18 protein-coding genes are annotated in these 18,822 nt (G+C 63.8%); 10 read left to right on the top strand and 8 right to left on the bottom strand.

The annotated features are described in order from the left end of the window. The first annotated feature begins 328 nt into the window (after positions 1-328). The 6 genes from ACLBYA_RS07645 (at position 329) to ACLBYA_RS07670 (ending at position 5,664) form a co-directional block, all read left to right on the top strand. Positions 329-799: a 2,4'-dihydroxyacetophenone dioxygenase family protein gene (locus tag ACLBYA_RS07645; RefSeq protein ID WP_447708777.1), complete on the top strand. Its 471-nt coding sequence runs from the start codon at positions 329-331 to the stop codon at positions 797-799. Positions 800-1,030: 231 nt separating this feature from the next. Further along, on the top strand, positions 1,031-1,921 hold the full coding sequence (locus tag ACLBYA_RS07650; protein ID WP_447708778.1) for an SDR family NAD(P)-dependent oxidoreductase: 891 nt from the start codon (positions 1,031-1,033) through the stop codon (positions 1,919-1,921). After that, positions 1,922-3,124 (top strand): cytochrome P450, encoded by a 1,203-nt coding sequence (locus ACLBYA_RS07655; protein WP_447708779.1) that lies wholly within the window; start codon positions 1,922-1,924, stop codon positions 3,122-3,124. Between the two features lie 56 nt (positions 3,125-3,180). Then, entirely contained in the window at positions 3,181-3,864 is a 684-nt protein-coding gene (locus ACLBYA_RS07660; RefSeq protein WP_447708780.1) for an HpcH/HpaI aldolase family protein, read from the top strand. Beyond that, complete coding sequence (locus tag ACLBYA_RS07665; RefSeq protein ID WP_447708781.1) at positions 3,861-4,748, top strand: SMP-30/gluconolactonase/LRE family protein; 888 nt, start codon at positions 3,861-3,863, stop codon at positions 4,746-4,748. The genes ACLBYA_RS07660 and ACLBYA_RS07665 overlap by 4 nt, the downstream gene beginning before the upstream one ends. An 88-nt stretch (positions 4,749-4,836) precedes the next feature. Continuing rightward, positions 4,837-5,664 (top strand): mycofactocin-coupled SDR family oxidoreductase, encoded by an 828-nt coding sequence (locus ACLBYA_RS07670; RefSeq protein ID WP_447708782.1) that lies wholly within the window; start codon positions 4,837-4,839, stop codon positions 5,662-5,664. A 160-nt stretch (positions 5,665-5,824) separates the two neighbouring features. Here the strand turns inward: ACLBYA_RS07670 and ACLBYA_RS07675 are convergent, their stop codons facing one another. The 4 genes from ACLBYA_RS07675 to ACLBYA_RS07690 all read right to left on the bottom strand — a co-directional run bounded on the left by ACLBYA_RS07675 (position 5,825) and on the right by ACLBYA_RS07690 (position 10,830). After that, on the bottom strand, positions 5,825-6,988 hold the full coding sequence (locus ACLBYA_RS07675; protein WP_447708783.1) for an alpha-hydroxy acid oxidase: 1,164 nt from the start codon (positions 6,986-6,988) through the stop codon (positions 5,825-5,827). A 92-nt stretch (positions 6,989-7,080) separates the two neighbouring features. Further along, positions 7,081-8,865 (bottom strand): flavin-containing monooxygenase, encoded by a 1,785-nt coding sequence (locus tag ACLBYA_RS07680; protein WP_447708784.1) that lies wholly within the window; start codon positions 8,863-8,865, stop codon positions 7,081-7,083. A 214-nt stretch (positions 8,866-9,079) separates the two neighbouring features. Further along, complete coding sequence (locus ACLBYA_RS07685; protein WP_447708785.1) at positions 9,080-10,285, bottom strand: amidohydrolase family protein; 1,206 nt, start codon at positions 10,283-10,285, stop codon at positions 9,080-9,082. 116 nt (positions 10,286-10,401) lie between these two features. Further along, positions 10,402-10,830, bottom strand: coding sequence for a hypothetical protein (locus tag ACLBYA_RS07690; protein WP_447708786.1), 429 nt, complete (start codon positions 10,828-10,830; stop codon positions 10,402-10,404). A gap of 250 nt (positions 10,831-11,080) precedes the next feature. Between ACLBYA_RS07690 and ACLBYA_RS07695 the strand changes: the two genes are divergently transcribed. Further along, the gene (locus ACLBYA_RS07695; RefSeq protein WP_447708787.1) at positions 11,081-11,554 is read left to right on the top strand and encodes a nuclear transport factor 2 family protein; all 474 of its coding nucleotides are present in this window, start codon (positions 11,081-11,083) and stop codon (positions 11,552-11,554) included. Between the two features lie 43 nt (positions 11,555-11,597). Here the strand turns inward: ACLBYA_RS07695 and ACLBYA_RS07700 are convergent, their stop codons facing one another. From ACLBYA_RS07700 to ACLBYA_RS07715, 4 genes are read right to left on the bottom strand one after another with little or no spacing between them, the layout of a single operon-like run. Beyond that, positions 11,598-12,425: a mycofactocin-coupled SDR family oxidoreductase gene (locus ACLBYA_RS07700; RefSeq protein ID WP_447708788.1), complete on the bottom strand. Its 828-nt coding sequence runs from the start codon at positions 12,423-12,425 to the stop codon at positions 11,598-11,600. 20 nt (positions 12,426-12,445) lie between these two features. Continuing rightward, on the bottom strand, positions 12,446-13,402 hold the full coding sequence (locus ACLBYA_RS07705) for an oxidoreductase (RefSeq protein WP_447708789.1): 957 nt from the start codon (positions 13,400-13,402) through the stop codon (positions 12,446-12,448). Continuing rightward, positions 13,399-15,072: a GMC family oxidoreductase gene (locus ACLBYA_RS07710; protein WP_447708790.1), complete on the bottom strand. Its 1,674-nt coding sequence runs from the start codon at positions 15,070-15,072 to the stop codon at positions 13,399-13,401. The genes ACLBYA_RS07705 and ACLBYA_RS07710 overlap by 4 nt, the downstream gene beginning before the upstream one ends. A gap of 44 nt (positions 15,073-15,116) precedes the next feature. Next, complete coding sequence (locus tag ACLBYA_RS07715; protein WP_447708791.1) at positions 15,117-16,364, bottom strand: MmgE/PrpD family protein; 1,248 nt, start codon at positions 16,362-16,364, stop codon at positions 15,117-15,119. A gap of 281 nt (positions 16,365-16,645) precedes the next feature. On the opposite strand from ACLBYA_RS07715, the gene ACLBYA_RS07720 reads away from it, so the two are divergent. The 3 genes from ACLBYA_RS07720 (at position 16,646) to ACLBYA_RS07730 (ending at position 18,796) form a co-directional block, all read left to right on the top strand. After that, a complete protein-coding gene (locus ACLBYA_RS07720; RefSeq protein ID WP_447708792.1) occupies positions 16,646-17,536 on the top strand; it encodes an SDR family NAD(P)-dependent oxidoreductase in 891 nt (296 codons plus the stop codon). Between the two features lie 37 nt (positions 17,537-17,573). Beyond that, on the top strand, positions 17,574-17,999 hold the full coding sequence (locus ACLBYA_RS07725; protein ID WP_447708793.1) for a YybH family protein: 426 nt from the start codon (positions 17,574-17,576) through the stop codon (positions 17,997-17,999). 185 nt (positions 18,000-18,184) lie between these two features. After that, on the top strand, positions 18,185-18,796 hold the full coding sequence (locus tag ACLBYA_RS07730; protein ID WP_447708794.1) for an SDR family oxidoreductase: 612 nt from the start codon (positions 18,185-18,187) through the stop codon (positions 18,794-18,796). Positions 18,797-18,822 lie beyond the last annotated feature (26 nt).

Here is an 18,822-nt window from a genome sequence, read left to right on the forward strand (position 1 = left end):
CGATGCAGCGACTTGTCCATTTTGCGGCTACATTATCGAATATAGTGTATCAGAATCGCTAGATCGCACAGCAGAATCCCAGGGACACGCTGTGTCAAATTCGCGGGCCTGCCTCGGGGCGCTGCTTCGCGGGCTTTGAAACATGTAGGTGTCGAGAGGCGTAGCCGAGAGAACGGCCTGTTCGAGTTAATGGGCCGTACAAAGTTGGGCCCTCGGGTAACCTCGCCGGCCGCGGGACCTTAATATATTGTATTTCCAGGACCATTGACACTCCCCGAGATATGGCCGTACATTAGCTAGAGGTCACGCCTTCGAAAGGGGTTAGATCATGACTATTGGCCAGGCGCAGGATTTGCTCATTCAAGCCAATGAGCTGCCGTGGCAGGAGTACGGCCCGGGAATGTCGATCAAGGTTCTTCGGGTGAGCGAGGAGACGGGCGCGTGGACCTGCCTGTTGAAGATGGAGCCGGGATCGGTGTTCACCCGACACTTCCACAAGGGCGCCATCGACATGTACGTGCTGAAGGGTGAGCTGAAGTATCGCGCCGGCGTCGTCAAGGAGGGTGGCTTCGCCTACGAGCCGCTGGGCGTCCTGCACGAGGCGACGAACGTCGACGTCGAAACCATCATCTACAGCCACCTCTATGGCGCCCTTGAGTTCATGGACGATGACGACAACGTCATCTTCATTTTGGACTGGGCCTGGGCGAAGGACTACATCGCGGCCGCGACTGCCGTCGAGTCCGACGGCCGGCTTTCCGAGATCAGCTACCAGCGGCAGGATGCGCTCCAGGGTTAGTGGGTCGACTATCTCTCCTAACGAGAATGCTTGTGGACCAAAGGATTTGGTGTTGAGGGTGGTCGACTCTCGCCGTCGGCGACTGCAACTCATCGGCTTGGGCGGCGGCGTGTCGTCCTCCAGGGAAACAAGCACCCGGGCGGGCATCGCGCCGACTCCGGCGTATCTGCATCAAATGACATCCGCCCGGATCGGTGGGCGCCCGACGGAGCCAAGGCAGGCACGACAATAATGATGTTGCGCGAGGGGCAGGTCGCCGTGGTCACCGGCGCGGCGGGCGGGATCGGTCTGGGGATGGCAAAGGTGTTCGCCAGACGCGGCCTGAACGTCGTCATGGCCGATGTCGAGGAACGGGCCTTGGCGGCAGCGGCCGCAGACGTCGCGTCGGCAGGCGTGACCGTGGAGTCGGTGGTGACCGATGTCAGCGACAGAGACCAGGTGTTCACATTGGCGCGCAAGACATTTGACGTATTCGGTCATGTCGACGTGCTATGTAACAACGCTGGGGTGTTCTGCGGTCTGTTGCCGGCGTGGGAACTGGACGACTCGGATTGGCGCTGGACCGTCGACGTCAACCTCTGGGGCGTGATCCACGGCATACAGGCCTTCATGCCCCGGATGGTGGAGCGCGGATCGGGCCATATCGTCAACACCTCTTCGTTGACCGGTCTGAGTCCGGTTCCTTTCAACGCGCCGTACAATCTCACCAAGTACGGCATCATCGGGCTCTCCGAGACGCTTCGTCTGGACCTCGACAAGACCGGTGTCGACATCGGGGTGACGGTGTTGTGCCCGGGCTATGTCCCTACCGGCATCGGTACTGCCGACCGGAATCGGCCGGCAGAGCTCACCCCGCAAGCGCGGGCCGGCGGCGATCCGTTTCTGTTCGGCGGCGACAAGGATCGCGCGGAGTCGGCGAAGCACGCCGATCTGTCGACTGCGCCGCCGACGCAACCGGAGGATGTGGGGCGCATGGTTGTTGGCGCGATCGAGACGAACACGCTGTTTCTGGCGACCGGTCCGGATGTCGCCGAGGCCGCGCGGTCGCGGACCAAGCGGCTTTTTGCAGACATCGACGGGTGGCAGGTCACCGACGTGGTAGCAGGAAAGGCGGAAATTTAAGTGCTGGAACAGGATTCGGGGACAAACGTGGCCCAGGACTTCAACATTTTTGACCCGCGATTCGCCGAGGACCCTTGGCCGACGCTGGCGAAGCTGCGGGGCACCTGCCCGGTTGCGCGCAGCGACGAACTCGGTGGCCACTGGGTGGTGACCTCGCACGAGATCGCCAACAAGGTGCTGGTGGACTGGCGGACCTTCTCAGCCGAGAGCGTGGGTATCGTCCCGCTGGAGAGCTTTCTGGGGCCCTTCATCCCGGCCGAAAGCGACGGTCCCGAACACACCCGATACCGGCGGATCCTGAACCCGGCGTTCTCCGCACGGCGGGTCCTGGAATTGGAGGATCGGATCCGGTCCTCGGCACGGGATCTGCTGCGCCCCATCGTGGAACGCGGATCCTGTGAGTTCATCGCGGATTTCGCAAGCCAGTTGCCGGCCTACGCATTCATGGCCATCATGGGCCTTCCCGCCGAGGACGTACCTCAGGTGCACCGGTGGCACGACGAATTCATGGCGGGCCTGGGACCGGACCCCGACATGCGCGAGTATGCGGAGAAGACCATGCTTCCGGCGTTCCTGGCGTACATGAACGACGCCATCGACGCCTGTGTCGCGGACCCGGGCCGCACCGGTCTGATGGCAGAGATGGTCTCGGTCCTCGATACCGAGGATGGGCTGACTCGCGACGAGATCGCTCGCCTCGGAATCATGATCATGTTCGCCGGATTCGGCACGACCGAGGCGTCGTTCGGCTTCATGCTGAATTACCTCGCCCAGCATCCGGATCAGCGGGCCAGGATCGTCGAGGATCCGTCGGTGCTGCCGGCCGCACTGGAAGAGCTCCTGCGATTCCATCCGATCGCGAACCCGGCGCGAGTGGTCAAACAGGAGGTCGAACTGGGCGGGGTCAAGCTCCAGCCCGGCGATCGAGTCCTGAACGTGCTGTACTCAGCGTCGCACGATGAGGCTCTTTTCGAGGATCCCGACACCGTTGACTTCGACCGCCCGAACAAGCGTCATCTGACGTTCGGCGCGGGCGAGCACCTATGTCTGGGGCGCCATCTCGCTCGTCTGACGCTCCGGGTCGGACTGGAGGAGATTCATCGCGTGATGCCGAACTACCGTGTGGCACAGGGGCATTCGATGCAGTTCCGGCTGGGTCAAGTTGCGGGTGTCACGCAACTGCAGCTCGAGATTCTTTCCTGACAGCGGAGGTCTGAACAGTGTGGTGGGAGAACGACGGCAGTAGGACATTCGCGAACGTGCTCGAGGACGTACCGATCCCCTTGGGCACCATCATCTCGGGGACGAGGGATCTTGCCGTTGTCGAGTTGGTGGCCACGGTGGGGTTCGACTTCGTCTGGCTGGACATGCAGCACGCCGCGGTGAGCATCGAGACCTTGGCCGACATGTGCCGGGTGGCGAGACTGGCGGGGGTGGTGCCCATCGTACGGCCGGACATGGTCAACGGCGACTGGGTCCACAAGCTGCTCGATGTCGGAGCTCAGGGGATCGTGTTCTTCGACGTTCGGACGGCGGCTCAGATCAAGGAGTATCGCGAGTGGGTGCGTCGGCCGGACGGAACTCAAGCGGCGCTGATCACCCAGATCGAGAGTCGCGAGGCGCTGGACAACGTGCGTTCGATCCTCGAAGAGGGACGGCCGGATATGGTGCAGATCGGCCGGCACGACCTCTCGACTGATCTTGGTGCGGCCGGCGACATGCGGGATCCATTGGTGCTCAATGCGATCGATGAGATCGTGAAGGCGGCAGGGGAGTTCGGGGTACCGGTGGCCGCAGGCGCTTACGGTCGGGAGGACGCCGAAGACCTGCTGGCCCGCGGCGTCCGGTGCCTGCACTACTCCAGTGATATCGGGCTGTTGCTGGCCGGTTACAAATCCGGGCTGGCCTGGCTCAAGGAATTGACCGAGGGCGCATCCCGATGACGGTCGGTACTGCTCAGTTGCTCGACGGCCTTGTGTTCCCCGAAGGCCCGCGCTGGCATGACGGCGAGTTGTGGTTCTCGGATATGTTCGACGGCAGGGTCTTTGCGGTCGACGAGCAGGGCCGTTCACGGGATATCGTCACCGTACCCGGGCGTCCGTCCGGACTGGGCTGGTTACCCGACGGACGGCTGCTTGTCATTTCGATGCAGCATCATCAGCTGCTGCGCCTCGATTCGTCCGGCCTACAATCAGTGGCCGATCTCGGCGCCCTGGTCACCGGTGAGCTCAACGACATGGTCGTGGACGCAAAGGGGACCGCCTACATCGGCAGCACCGGTGTGGATGCCACCGATCAGGCACAACTAGACGAATGGGCCGATACGGCGTTCGACGGCGAGGCGCCGGCCCGCGGAAACATCGTCGCGGTCAGGCCGGATGGTGAGATCCGTGTGGTCGCGGAGGCAATGAGCGGACCCAACGGGATGGTCATCACTCCGGATCAGAAGACGCTGATCGTCGCGGAGACCGCGGGGCACCGTCTGACGGCCTTCGACCTCGGCGCCGACGGGTCACTGTCGGGGCGCCGCGTATTCGCGGACCTGCCGGAGCGGATGCCGGACGGAATCTGCCTCGATGCGCAGGGATACGTCTGGGCCGGTTGTCCTTTCACGCAGGAATTCGTGCGGGTGGGTGAAGGGGGAGTGATCGCCGATCGTATCGAGTTGCCGGGTCGACTTGGCGTGGCATGCATGCTGGGCGGAGCGGATCGGCGTACCTTGTTCCTGCTCACCGCCGAAGCGACAGTGGAAGACCTGATGCAGGGCAAGTCCAAGGGTTCCATCGAGACCGTACGAGTGGATGTCGAGGGAGCCGGGACCCCTTAGACCCGGGACGTCGCCACCCGGCGGGCGAACCATCGAAAACTTTCTACATTTTATGTGATCTGAGATGAGACAGGGGTAAACTTCGTATATGACGCTTCTTGATGGCAAGGTTGCATTCATCACCGGTGTGGCACGCGGGCAGGGCCGCTCGCATGCCGTTCGGATGGCAGAGGAAGGCGCCGACATCATCGGTGTCGACATCTGCGCCGACATGAGCACCGTCCCGTATGCGCTGGCAAGCGAAGAGGACCTGGAGGAAACAGCTCGGCTGATCGAGAAGACGGGTCGTCGTTCCGTCCTCCGAAAGGCCGATGTACGCAGTTTGCCGGCGCTTCGGGCCGTCGCCGAGGAGGGACTCTCCGCCTTTGGGCATATCGACGTTGTCGTCGCCAATGCCGGGATCGCCCCGATGGGCGTCGCCGACACCGAAGAGGGCCGGATCGCGGTGTGGGACCAAGTCATCGCGGTCAATCTCACCGGTGTATGGAACACGGTGCTTGCGTGTGCGCCGTCGATGGTGGAGCGGGGTGAGGGTGGCTCGATCATCCTGGTCTCGTCCACTGCTGGACTCAAGGCGGTAGGCTATCCCGGGCAGATCGGTGGCGAGTCGTACGGAGCTGCGAAGCACGGGGTCGTCGGTTTGATGCGCCATTTCGCCTTGGAACTGTCCCCGGCAAGTATCCGTGTCAACACCGTGCACCCGGCCGGGGTGGCGACCCCCATGGTGATGAATCCCGCGATGGAGAAGTTTCTGGAGGACTTCGCCGAAGGCAGTTGGACGCCGAGCAATCTGCTGCCCGTGGAGATCCTGGAACCAGATGACATCAGCAACGCGGTGCTGTACCTCGGCTCGGACCTTTCGCGTTATGTCACAGGTGTGACCCTGCCGGTAGATGCCGGCTTCGTGGCCAAATAGCCACTGCGGATCTGAGAAGGAGTGCCTCACCAGTGAGGCGCTCCTTCTTTTTTGAGTTCTTCTTTGAGGCGATGCTGTTGAAGTGCAGCCGGTTTCGCCGGTCGGCGTGATGCGGCGTGTTCGAGATGATCACCACCCCAGCGCTGGAGACGCCGGAGCCTCAGGTCATCAAATCCCAGCCCGGCGGGATCGTCACGAGCGAACGATCGACCTCGTCGACCGAAGCCACGCCCAACAACCCGAGCGTCCGGTCGATTTCGTATCGGAAGTTCTCGAGCACCTGGCGGACACCGTCGTCGGCGGCCACGGCGAATCCCATGACGTATGCACGGCCGATCATCACCGCTCGCGCGCCGAGCGCGAGGGCCTTGACCACATCGGTGCCCTGCCGGATACCGCCGTCGACGAGCACCTCCGCAGCCCCGCCAACCGCATCGACGACCGCCGGGAGTGCGCGCAGCGTCGGAATCGTTCCGTCCAGCCCCATGCCACCGTGATTCGACACCACGACTGCGGCGGCGCCCTCATCGACGGCGCGGCGGGCATCGTCGGCGGTCACGATTCCTTTCGCGACGATCGGGCCGGCCCAGTTCTGCCGGACCCAAGCAAAGTCCTCCCATTCGGCGATCAACTTCGATTGCGGGCCGAGAGAACCGACCGCCTCGTTCACGACACCGAGCTGGAGTCCGTCGCGGACGAACCGATACGCCCATCGAGGCCGAACCATGAGCTCAGGTGCAAACTCCATGCAGTTCTTCAGGTTCATGCGAAACAGCGGGCGCCGCCGGGGAATGACGGGCGTATCCACGGTGATCATCAGGGCCTGGTAACCGCACCGAGCCGCTTGTTCGATGACGTTCTCCATGTGCTCGCGACCACGCGACATGGAGACGTGTTGCCACAGCGGTCCGGTTCCCGCCGCCGCGACCTCCTCGACGGAATGCCCCGAACTCATGCTCACGGCGCTGATGGTGCGGGCATCACCCGACGCGCGAGCAACCGCGAGGGCGCCCCGTGGATGCATAACGCGCAGGGCACCGACCGGGGCGGTGAGTAGCGGCATCGAAATCGGACAACCGAGGACCGTCGTTTGCAGGTTCCGGCCCTGTGGTGCCGACGCCGCGCGCGGGCGGAACATCACCTGGTCGTATACCGCGACGTTCTCTCGTGCGGTCACGCCGCGATCAGGGCCGCCGGCGGTCTCGTTGTAGAGCGTACGAGGGAGTCGCCGACGCGCGAGTCTCGCGGCATCTTCGTAGCTTTCGAACTGATCGCGGCGGCGCAGCACCGGCGCGGGCTTCGGGGACTCGAGGGTTCGCTCCATACCGACCTATTCGTTGACGATAATCACCTGGATTGGGCATCGTTACGCCGCGGCGCGCACGGCTTCACGGAAGAGAAATCACGGTCGCGCAGTCAACGTTGTATCTCGAGTCCGGCCAGGGTTCCTTCTTCGCGCCAATCGCTGAGCAACTGGAAAAAGGCCGTGCTACCCGCCGCGTAGACACCGGCCATGATTCCGTTGGCGTTGTCGATGTGGCCTTCGGAGTTGATGTAACCCGGCGTGCACGCCTCGAGGAAATTCGTCTGGCCCTCTACCGAGCTGTGAATCTCGGCCACCCAGGCGTCCTCCGCCTCCTGCGTGGGTTCGACCCACTTGAGGCCGCGCTCCCGAGCCTGCTCGATCACATAGCGCATGTGGGAGGTCTGCTCGTCGACGGCATGCGGATAGTTGAACGAGAGCCCACCTTGTGTGACCCCGACAAAGAACATGTTCGGGTACCCACGGCTGTGCAATCCGTAAAGGGTCCGTAATCCCTTGGCCCACTTGTCCGACAGCTCGAGGCCATCGCGACCGACGATGTCGAAGCCGATCCGTTCCACGAAAGGCTTGCCGAGATCGAAGCCGGTGGCGAAGAGGACGCAGTCAAGCGGATACTCCTTGCCACCCACCACCGGTCCGGCTTCGGTGAAGCGTTCGATACCCTTGCCCTCGGTGTCGACCAGGGTGACGTTCGGCCGGTTGAACGCCTGTAGATAGGTGTCGCTGAAGCCGGGTCGCTTGCACAGCGCCCGGTAGTAGGGCTTGAGGGCTGCGGCGGTGGCGGGGTCCTTGACGATCTCGTCGACTCGGGCTCGGATGCGCTCCATGACGTTGAAGTCGGCCCGCTCCAGCGCCGCTGCCAACTCCTCCGGCGTCGGGTTGTCGCTGGAAAGCTCGAGTTCCGTTAGTCCGCTGAGGACGTCGGTCCACCCGTCGTCGACGAGATTCAGCTCCGGGATGACGCCGGTGCCGAACGCGCTGAAGTTGCGCATCCGCTCCCTTTGCCAACCCGGCTTCAGTGACGCGACGAACTCGGCGTCGGTGGGCGCATTGTCCCGTCGGCTCACGGTGGAAGGCGTGCGCTGGAAAACGAAGAGGTGCTTGGCATATTCTGCGGTGGAGGGCACGACCTGCATGGCGGTTGCGCCCGTGCCCACCACACCGATTTCCTTGTCAGCCAGACCGCTGAGCCCGCCGTCGGGTCCGCCGCCGGTGTAGTCGTAGTCCCAGCGGCTGGTATGGAACATGTGCCCCCGGTAGGTGTCGATGCCGGGGATTCGGGGGAACTTCGGGGTGTGCAGCAGGCCGTTCGAGATCGCGACATACTGAGCGATGATCTCGTCGCCGCGGTCGGTCGAGACGATCCAGCGCAGGCGGTCCTCGTCCCACCGCATGCCGGTGATCTCGGTCCCGAAAAGTGCGCCTTCGTAGAGGTTGTGGCGTTTGGCCAGGGACTGTAGGTAGTCGCGGATCTCCGAACCCTTGGCGTACTTCTCGGTCGGCATGTACCCGGTTTCTTCCAGCATCGGGAAGTAGATGTACGACTCCACATCGCACTGGAGGCCGGGGTACCGGTTCCAGTACCACACCCCACCGAAGTCGCCGGCCTTGTCGATGACGCAGATCTTTTCGAGCCCGGCATCGCGCAGACGCACACCCGTCATGATTCCTGCCAGACCGGCACCTAGGACGACCGCATCGACCTCGGTGGTCACGGGGTCGCGTTCCGGGGCCTCCGCGTACGGATCCTCGGCGTACGGTTTCCAGTCACCGGTCGCAGGTTGATACTGGTCGAGCGTGTCCAGCCGCAGGCGCTTGTCGCGCTCGATCCGGTATCGCTCACGGGCGGCTTGGATGTCGGGATCGATATCGGTCACGAGAGACTCCTCATAATACATCATATAGTATATGGGCTTACGTCAAGAATGTAGCGATCGGCGGCCCCGAGTTTGTTCAGGGCTTTCGTGGTGTGAGCGCACCGAAATTCCCATGGCGGGCAACGGTATCCAACAGACCGAGACGGGTCGGGCGGGGTCGGAAACTCACGACCCCGCCCTCAAGTCCCGCCTACACGGGAGTCCATCGGCTCGATCAGAATCCGATCTTCGCGATACCGTGCTCGCTGGCGAACTCGGGGTGAACGGCCTGGGTATGCGGAAGGGCGACCGGAGGTTGGAGCTTGTCGGTTGGCCGGTAGCCCGCGTCGAGTCCGAAAGCCTTGCGCCCGTTGATATCGACGATCTTCGTTGCGGCGGATGCGCTGATGCCATCCTGTATTGCTATGGCGCTGTGGCCGCCCACCTGGGACGCGAGGTCGTTGTGGGCGTAGTCAGTGCCGAAGGCGAGCACATTCTCGCCGAGTGCGGAGGTGAGCAGTGCGAGGTCCTCGTCGACGAAACACCCTACGAACATGTTCTTTTCCTCCAGGACCGATGGATCGATCGCTCCTGCCTTGAACTCTGGCGATTGGCTGGCGACGATTCGGCGATAGTGGTGGAGCAGAGACAGCGCCCACGTCGCACCGACTTCGCTGAAGTAGAAGCGCAGCCGCGGAAAGCGCCGGTTCAGGTCGGTCGCCAAGACGGTCCAGAATGCCGACAGTGGTGAGTTCACACTGGCGTCCCAGTATGACGCCATACTGCGGAAAGCCGTGCCGATGGAGAACGTCGCGGCACTGTTCGACAAGGGTGCCCCGATGTGGACCACCACCGTGAGGTCGAGGTCCTGCAGTCGGGCATAAAGCGGGTCGAAATAAGGATCGTCGAGGTAGCAGCCGTTCTCGACCGCATGGAGATGCACGGCCTTCGCGCCGTGAGCCGCGGCGAACTCCGCCTCCTGGATGGCCCGGTCCAGCATCCGGGTCGGGATTTCCGCCGCCCACACGAAACGTCCGCCGGTGCCATCCACCCGCTCGGCCATCCAGCGGTTCCAGCTGCGCTTGATCGCAGCCTCGGCGATCGGATGCCCCATGGCGGACGTCAAAAATGTTGTCGTGTAGAGCATCTGCACGTCGATACCGAGCACGTCCAACTCGGCGATCCGGCTCGAAGGGTCTCGCATTGTTGCGGCGTCCGGGAAGTACCGATTGCCTGCTGTGGCCTTGAGCAACCCGTCCTCGGGGTAGACGCCGGCCCAGGAATCGCCCAGCCGCCAGAACCCCGGGAAGGAGGTACCCGCCCCCCCGACACCGCCGCTCACCTGAAGCGGGAACGGACGGTACTCGCTCTCGGACGGATCGAAATATTCCCATGTGTCCGCACACTCAAGAACATGGCTGTCCGTGTCGATGAATCCCACGGCCTTTCCTCCAGACTTCGTCGGCAATCTACCTGGCGATATTCGACTATATTTTATATCGTCCACGAACCGATGGTCAAGGGTGGGCCTGCTCGTAAATGGCGCACCCTGGGCGCTCAGGCCGGTAGCGACCCTGGAACGAGCGGGATGGCAACCGTCCGCACGGTGTCGGTGAGGCGCCGGCTGCGGTGGCCCCGTCCGGACGTGTCCTCGGCCAGTAGGAGTTGGCCTGGACCGATTCTGCGGACTTCGCCTCCGCCCACCTCGATCTCGACCTCACCCTCAAGCCAGAGGACGAACTGCCGGTTCCGCTCCACGTTCCACGCGCCCCACCCGCCTGATGAGGGTGATCCATCGTCATCACTGTCGGGGTCGACCGTCGTGAAGGTGAGCGGGCCGCCGACGGGCAGCGAGCTCCAGCTGCGGGCGCTGATCCCGGTCGCCGTCCGCATCGAGTGCACCGGCACCTCGACGTCCTCGAAGTGTGATTCGCCGTCGCTGCCCGGGTAGATCCGCAGGTACTCCACGGAATTCTCAGTGCTCAACATCCGTCCTTTCGTCATTGCCGCAGGCGCGGCTATTGGCACCACCATCCGGGCACCAATCCAGCATATATTTTCCACGATCCTACGCCGAGGCGTTGACTGGTTGTTGGGTGTTACCTAGAGTTGCTCACCAATGGCCGCCGCAGCATCGGCGAGCACCGTATGAAAGACGGTTGGCACCCAGTGTTTTCGTACCAGTTTTGGCTGACATCGTCCATGCAGAAATTCGACAAGGAGCACTCACCAGAAAATGTCTATCAGCGACGCGGAAGTGCGAGACCTGCTCGATCGGGAAAGTATCAGGACGGTACTGCTGAAGTACGCCGCTGCGGTTGATACGCCGGACATCGAGCGTTTCGACGAAATCTTCGCCCCCGAGGTCAGTGCTCAGTTCAATGTTGCGACCGTCGACGGATTGGAGGCGCTGAAGGCGCATTTCCAGGCGTCGATCGATGCGGGCGATGGCCAGGAAGACAGCCACGGCCTCATCTGGGGGAGAACGATGCACTTCTACGGCAACATGTCGATCGACGTAGATGGCGACCAAGCATCAAGCGACACATACCTTCTGACGATGATCGTCACCACCGCAAGCAAGGCAGTGATCCGCGCGAATCGTTACCGTGACACGTGGGCGCGTCGCGACAAAGGTTGGCTGATCACCAGCCGCAGGCAGAAGACGAACTGGGCGATCGAAGCCGACGCAGATCTGGATCCGCACTGACCGGAACCCAGCCGCCGACGCAGATGGTTGCATGGTGCGGCCCTTACTTCGCGGTGAAGCCCGCGTCGACAGGCAGGGCCACACCGGTGACGTAGCGCGACAGGTCGGATGCCAGGAACAGGACGGCATCGCTGATATCGCGAGGCTCCAGCATTTCCACGGGCAGCAGGTTACCCAAAGTCACGTTGGCTTCGCGGAAGTCGTCAAAGAACGCCTCCATTGCAGGGTTCAGCACCATCGGCGTGGCCACCCCGGCCGGGTGCACGGTGTTGACTCTGATGCCGGCGGTGGAGAGCTCCAGGGCGAACTGGCGCATCAAGCCGACCACGCCGTGCTTGGCGGCACCGTATGCCTCGTTCCCGAGCTTCCCCGGAACTCCGATCGGCTTCAGACCGGCGGTCGAGGAAATCAGGATGATAGAGCCTCCCTCGCCACGCTCGATCATCGATGGACCACACGCCAGCACGGTGTTCCAGACACCGGTGAGGTTGACGGCGAGGATATCGTCCCAAGCAGCCTGCTGTTCTTCGGCTGTCTTCTTGGCACGCGTGTTCCCGAGCGCGGCGTTGGCCACGACGACGTCGATATGGCCGAATGCCGCGCAGCCCGCCGCCACCGCGGCCCGGAGTTCGCCCGCCCGGCGGACATCGGCCTTCTGGACATGAGCACGGCCACCGGCCTGTTCGACGAGGTCGGCAGTCTCGGAGAGTTCGTCTTCGGTAGCGAGCGGATAGGGCACGGAATCGACGTCTGCGCAGATGTCGACACCGACGATGTCGGCACCTTCCTGCGCGAGTCGGACGGCGTGCGACCTACCCTGGCCCCTTGCGGCGCCGGTGATGAATGCGACCTTGCCTTCGAGTAGACCCACGACTGAATCTCACCGTTCTCTCATACACCGGATGTCGGCAGCTCAGTGAATGCGACGCCGGTGAGTCGCATCGACTCCTCCCACAAGCGGGCGGAGGTCTCGGCGTCATGTGCGCGTCGAGGCGGGTCGATGACGACGGGGGCACCGCGCATGTTTCTGTACCCGCCGGGAACGACATACTCGCCGCCGACAAGGTTCGGTGCCGTGGCCGCGTAGAGCGAGGGGAGTGCGCCGCCACTGGCAGGTTGTCCGAACATACGCTGAGCGACGGACATCGCGAACTCGGACGGCCGCCGTCTGCGCCCCCAATCGGAGCCCTTCGCCCGCACGATGTTGGTAGCGGCGATGCCCGGGTGGCTTGCTGTGCTGATCAGGTCCACGCCGAGGCGTTTGGATCGTCGATCCAGTTCGAGTGCGAACATCAAGTTGGCGAGCTTGGATGCCGTATAGGTGGTGACGAAACCGTAACTGTTCTCGGACTGGAGGTCGGCGAAATCTATGCGCCCGAACGCCGCAGCGGTGCTGGTCACCGTCACGACCCGGGCTCCAGGCCGTGCCAACAGGACCGGGAGTAGAAGACCGGTCAGCGCGAAGTGCCCCAGATGGTTGGTTCCGAACTGCATCTCGAACCCATCGACCGTGAGCCGGCGAGGGCCACCCGAGACCCCGGCATTGTTGACGAGGATGTCGACCCCATCATGGTCGAGCGAGATGTGTTCCGCGAACTGGGCGATCGAATCCAGATGGGCCAGATCCAACGGATATACCTGCACTGCAAGCGATATCGATCGGAGGCGATCAGCGGCCAGGCGACCGCGGTCAGGGTCGCGGCACCCCAGCACCACATGCGCTCCACGAGTAGCCAGTCCTCGCGCCGTTGCGAAGCCCAGCCCACTGTTGGCTCCCGTGACGATCGCGACCCGGCCGGCGAGTCGACCTGTGTCATCCGCGGTGGGGATCTTGTCCGGTCCGCTCATGCAGTCACTCCTGCTGTCGAGGCGATGAGGTCGGCGGCGCGGTTGCCCATCATCATCGCAGTGGCGTTCGGGCCGCGTGAGATCAGCGTCGGCACGACAGACAGGTCGGCGACCCGAAGGTTGTCGATACCGTGGACCCGGCAGTGTTCGTCAACCACTGTCCCCGGCACCGATGCAGGACCCATTCGGCACGTGCCCATCAGATGCCCGCTGGGGGCCGGATTACGAATCATCCAGCGGTCGAGCTCACGGTCGCTCGGGAGCGCCTCGATGATCTCGGAGGAGAGCTCCTTGACCATCGGTCTGAAGGCCGCGCTGCGCATCAGGCTCACTGTCAGCCGGATGGCCTCGCGCATCTGCCGCCTGTCCTCGGGCTCGCTGAACAGGTGGTGCTCGAAGCGAGGAAACACCGACGGATCGGCGGAGGTGAGGGTCATCGAGCCCCTACTGAGCTGGTTGAGAACCGAGACGATGAAGACGTTGGATCTCACCGACGACGTAAACCGTACGAGCGACGGCAGATCCGCTTTTCGGAGGGCGCGAACGGCGCCGATCGGGTGACTTGCCAACGCCACCGCGGACCGGACCCGGGACAAGCCTGCCGCGGCGCCCAAGAAGGCGTCGATCTGCGGCAGAATCATCGGCATGATCTCGACATTGCTCGCGATGGCGGAGTTGCCCGCGGTGGTGTGCAGCACCGCTTCGACGAGCCCGCGGTTGTTGGGGACGGCAGTTGATTTCGCTGCCGGCTTGAACCCTATGAACACCTCGGTGTGGTCCATGAACTCCTGACCCACACCGGGCAGGTCGTGCACGACGGTGATGTCGTGCGCGACGAGTTGATCAGCTGGGCCGATTCCCGAAAGCATCAGCAGATGTGGGCTTTTCGCTGCGCCTGCCGAGAGAATGACCTCCTCGGAGCGGATGGTGCGGAGCTTCCCGTCGATGACGACTTCGACGCCTACGGCACGTTGACCCTCGGTCACCACCCGTGAGACGACGGAATTTCCCCGGACCGTGAGGTTGGGTCGGCCGCGTCGGGGCGTCAGGTATGCCAGAGCAGAGTTGACCCGCACTCCGTCCCGGACGTTCGTTGGAACAGGGCCGATACCATCACCGGTGCGGAGTGCGTTCTTGTCCAGGTCCTCGGTGAAGCCGTGATCGAGACAGGCCCGGACGAAGCTTTCGCTGATCGGTGCCATCTCGCCGGGCATGGCGCGGGTGATCGGGATCGGACCGGACGAGCCGTGTGCAACTGCGTCGGCGCCGAACTCCCGATCGGCCTCGCTCTCGCGGAAGTAGGGGAGGACCGCGTCGAACGACCAACTGGGGTTGCCTGCCGCGGCCCATCGATCGAAATCAGAGGCGAGTCCACGCACGCAGTATGCGCCGTTGACCGCGCTGCCGCCGCCGATCACCTTGCCGCGCGGCATCGGCATCCGGGACGCCGGCGTCCATTGAGCAACACTGGGCCAGACGAACGGAGAACCTGGAGCCATCGCGGAAATGACGTTGGCCCGTTGGATCTCCAATGGAAAGTCCTCGGTACGCACAAAGTCCGGGCCGGCCTCGAGCACCAGAACCGAGCGGTCCGGATCGTCACTCAATCGTCCGGCCAACCCGGCCCCCGCCGATCCCCCACCGACGACGATGACATCGAAACGCTCCACCGCATTCCTTCCGATCGCGCTCAGCGCCTCATGGCACGGGGTCCTCAGCTCGCAGTCGCGACCGGTTCAGGTTCGGCGGAAGCCGGGATCGGCAGGTGGGTGCGGAGCAGTTCGGCCCCGCCTGACCAGGTCCAGCTCTGGGGGTCGAGCCTGCCGAGACCGCCCGACTCGAGGCAGTCGCCGAGCTTCGTGGCCAGCTGTTCGGACGTCGGTGGCAGCTGCGGAGATCCGGGCGGATAGCGCAGGCTGTTCGACAGCAGCCGGCCGTCGTTCGTGCGCACCTCGATGTGGAACTCGCCGTCCAGAAGCCAGTCGCCGCCGGGATCGAGTGTCACATCGACCAACTCGACAAGGCGGGTAGCGGCCGGCCTACAGACAGCAGGGTCGGTGAAGCTCTCAAAGCCCGGATACGGGTCGAGAAGGGCTGTGGCTAGCGCGTATTCGAGACTGAACTTGCCTTCGAGGCCGGTGACGGGGCGGTGATGGATCAGGGGCGCGACGGTGGCCTCCGGTGTTCGCACCGAGATGCCCGCGACCTCTTCCGCGCTGAGCGCGAGTGCTTGCAGGGCGGTGATCGGCCGTTGCAGCGCGTAGCACGCGGGAAATATCTTGATGGCGAGTCCGCCGGGCACGGCGGGCGCGTCGAGCTGCAGCCCGGCTGCGGTGCCGTGTTCGCGGCCGCCGAGCAGGGCAATCCACGAGTCGAGAGCAGTGAGGTCAGCGGTGGCGCCGGCGGCGGCGAGTCGCGCCGCGCGCAGGCCCGTCTCGACCGCAAAGCCGACCTGTAGGGACTTGGCGTCAGTGCCGAACGCCCGCTGCACCCCGCCGGCACCCGGGACCGCCAGGGCCATCGCGGTGGCGATCGCCTCCACGCCGAGACCCATCGCCACGGCCGCTCCGACCGCAGCTGCCGGCGCACCGGCGGTGCAGGTTGCGTGCCAGCCCGCCTCGTAATGCTGCCAGCCCAGTACGTTTCCCAGGCGGGCCATGACCCCTGCAGCGGCGAGGTAGGCTCGGGCTCCGCCGCCGGCGGCCAGGACTGCAGGCACGCAGACCACGCTGATATGGGTGGTCGACTCCATGTGCAGGTCGTCGAAATCGAGGACGTGACCGATCGCCGCCCAGCGCGTGGGCTCAGGGAGGACAGCCGCCGTCGAGGCAAGTGGATGGTCACGTGCCGCCAGCGTCACGGCCAGCGTGTCTCGCAGCGAGCGCTCAGCGAGGGCGAAGTCCTGCTCGGACGGCTCGAAACGGGCGGCCCATTCGGCCAGTTGTAGCGCGGTCGGTTTCACGGCTGCTCGTCACTCCCGCCAACTTGTGGGCATGTATACCTGGAGACCGACGAGCTCGGGCGCCGCCGGAAGATTTGTACGGCCAATATTGGCGATTGACGACCATTTGTCAACTGAACACCGTACGATCGCTCCGTTAATATAATATACGTGCCGCTCGCGTCGGAAGCCACGTGTTCCAACCGAGACGGTCGCCGAGTTGATGTGGCGGCCAACGGTATTCATACATCACGGGCGTCTGCGTGGGCATGGCACCCGCTACACGGAGGCATCGAGTACACATGGTTTGGCCAGCAGGAGAATCAGCATTTGTCACCGGAGCTGCCTCGGGAATCGGCCTGGGTGTAGCGCGCGCACTACTCGCGGCCGGGGCCAACGTGGCGGTTGCCGATATCGACGGCGCCCGAGTCGACGATGTTGTGCAGCAGCTGGCCGCCGCAGACGGCGCCGGCACCGTGACAGGTGTCGTGCTCGACGTGAGCGATCCGAAGCAGTGGCAGGCCGCAGCCGATCAGGCGGAGTCGGCGATCGGCCCGGTTTCCATCTTGTGCAACAACGCGGGTGTGACGGCAGGCAGTCGGATCGCGGACACGTCGTGGGAACTGTGGCGGTGGGTGCAGAGTGTCAATATCGACTCCCAATTCCTCGGGGTGTCCACCTTTCTGCCTCGTATCGAGAGTCGTGGTGGCCGCGGGCACATCCTGAACACCGCCTCGATGGCGGGCTTGGTGCCGATCGTCACCCAGGGCGCATACGCAGCATCGAAGTTCGCCAGCGTCGGCCTGTCCATCGTGTTACGAGATGAGCTGCAGGGCACCGGGATCGGTGTTTCTGTACTCTGCCCCGGCTCGGTTGCGACCAGGCTCGGGCGTACCGCCGCCGAGGGGGCGGCGAAGATCACCGGTGAGACGGTCAGCGAGGACGTCATGCAGCTGCACGAGTCCTTACTGGCCGGTGGCGCCGACCCGGATGAGGTTGGCAAGCAAGTGGTCGAAGCCATGCAGGACGGCCAGTTCCTCATAATCACCCACAAGGAGTGGACACCACTCGTCGAGCGGGTGCAGGGCGAGATCCTGGACACCTTCCATGATTTCGATGGCCGTCACGGCGTCGACGTGAACGCCCAGATGCTGGCATCGGGCGCCAACATCGACGGGACGGTGAAGTCGTAGCCCGTGCGGTGGCTGTGAACCAGAGGAGCAGAAGACGATGAGTCGGTCCGATATCGACGAGATTCTCACCATTGAGCGAACTCTTCTTACCGCCACCAGCATCGAAGAGGCCTTGCATCACTACGAGCCCGATGTCGTGCGCTACACCTTTGTGCCTCCGCATCAGATGGTGGGTCACGATGCCGTCGCGGCGTATTTCGACGCCATGTTCACGGCGAACAGGTCGGACTCGAAGGCGGAGTTCGTCACCGATCCCGTGGTCGTGCTCGAGGGCAACATGGCTGTGGCGTTCTGCATGGAGCAATACCGGTGGACCGAAGCGGATGGCATGCCCTACGAGTGCGTGTTCCGGGTGACCGACTGCTTCCACAAGGTGGACGGCAAGTGGAAGATCTACCACGCGCACATCTCCTGCCCGATCAACTACGAGACCGGCCTGATCCAGAAGACATTGGTGGAGTAGACCCGAACGGGAGATCTCCAGGGCCGGCCGCGCAGCTGCAGCGGTCGCGCCGGCGTTCGATGAAGCCGGTTTCGGTAGTGCGTCGGCGCGCCGCCAGTTGTCGGCGGACCGCTTGGGGGCAGGAACTTCGAGCGAGAGAACGAGAATACGTTCGAGCATGAGATCATCCTCGATGTGCACGGGACGTGTCGGCGCCGCACTCGCCCAATGGATTCTTCGCGGCTGTGTTGGCGACCAACAGCTCGAAGAAGAGCCCACTTTCCGAAGGTGGGATCGCATTCGCGACGGAAGCGGAGTTTGCGCAGTCGGCAGCAAAGCACGTTGCCGAACTCGATCGGCGATGCATCGATGTTCAGGTCATCGGGCCGAGGCCGGTGATGATGGCCTCGGTGGTCAACGTATTGAGTATCGCCGCCAAGGCCGCGCCGCCGGGATCCCTGCCGACTGCCGCGTCGCGAGCGGCCGGACTGGCCATCACCAAGGCGCTGTCGAAAGAATTGGGCCAGAATGATATCCGGATCGACGCCGTGCTGCTGGGCACCATCGAGAGTGGGCAGTGGGAGCGTCTGTCGGAGCGCACCGGACGGTCGATCGACGAGATCTATACACAGATGAGCAGCGGTGTGCCGTTGGTGTCGGGTCGGAAGGGCGTCGGAGTTCGCCGATCTCGTCACCTACTTGCTCCGCGCGTTCGTCGTATATCACCGGGTGCGCGATCAACCTGGATGGCGGGGCCAGCCCTGTGGTGTGAGACGTCAGGGCATCGGCCACGATCGGCGATCGCGACAGGACTTTGACCCCGACCGGACGTCGAAAGGGAGAT

The organism is Mycobacterium sp. C31M (assembly GCF_053345865.1).

Excerpts from the sequence above, each read along its gene's own strand:
- ACLBYA_RS07720 (WP_447708792.1), top strand. The coding sequence starts at position 16,646 with ATGGTTTGGCCAGCAGGAGAATCAGCATTTGTCACCGGAGCTGCCTCG.
- ACLBYA_RS07665 (WP_447708781.1), top strand. The coding sequence starts at position 3,861 with ATGACGGTCGGTACTGCTCAGTTGCTCGACGGCCTTGTGTTCCCCGAA.
- ACLBYA_RS07650 (WP_447708778.1), top strand. The coding sequence starts at position 1,031 with ATGATGTTGCGCGAGGGGCAGGTCGCCGTGGTCACCGGCGCGGCGGGC.
- ACLBYA_RS07725 (WP_447708793.1), top strand. The coding sequence starts at position 17,574 with ATGAGTCGGTCCGATATCGACGAGATTCTCACCATTGAGCGAACTCTT.
- ACLBYA_RS07670 (WP_447708782.1), top strand. The coding sequence starts at position 4,837 with ATGACGCTTCTTGATGGCAAGGTTGCATTCATCACCGGTGTGGCACGC.
- ACLBYA_RS07705 (WP_447708789.1), bottom strand. The coding sequence starts at position 13,402 with ATGAGCGGACCGGACAAGATCCCCACCGCGGATGACACAGGTCGACTC.
- ACLBYA_RS07695 (WP_447708787.1), top strand. The coding sequence starts at position 11,081 with ATGTCTATCAGCGACGCGGAAGTGCGAGACCTGCTCGATCGGGAAAGT.
- ACLBYA_RS07645 (WP_447708777.1), top strand. The coding sequence starts at position 329 with ATGACTATTGGCCAGGCGCAGGATTTGCTCATTCAAGCCAATGAGCTG.
- ACLBYA_RS07675 (WP_447708783.1), bottom strand. The coding sequence starts at position 6,988 with ATGGAGCGAACCCTCGAGTCCCCGAAGCCCGCGCCGGTGCTGCGCCGC.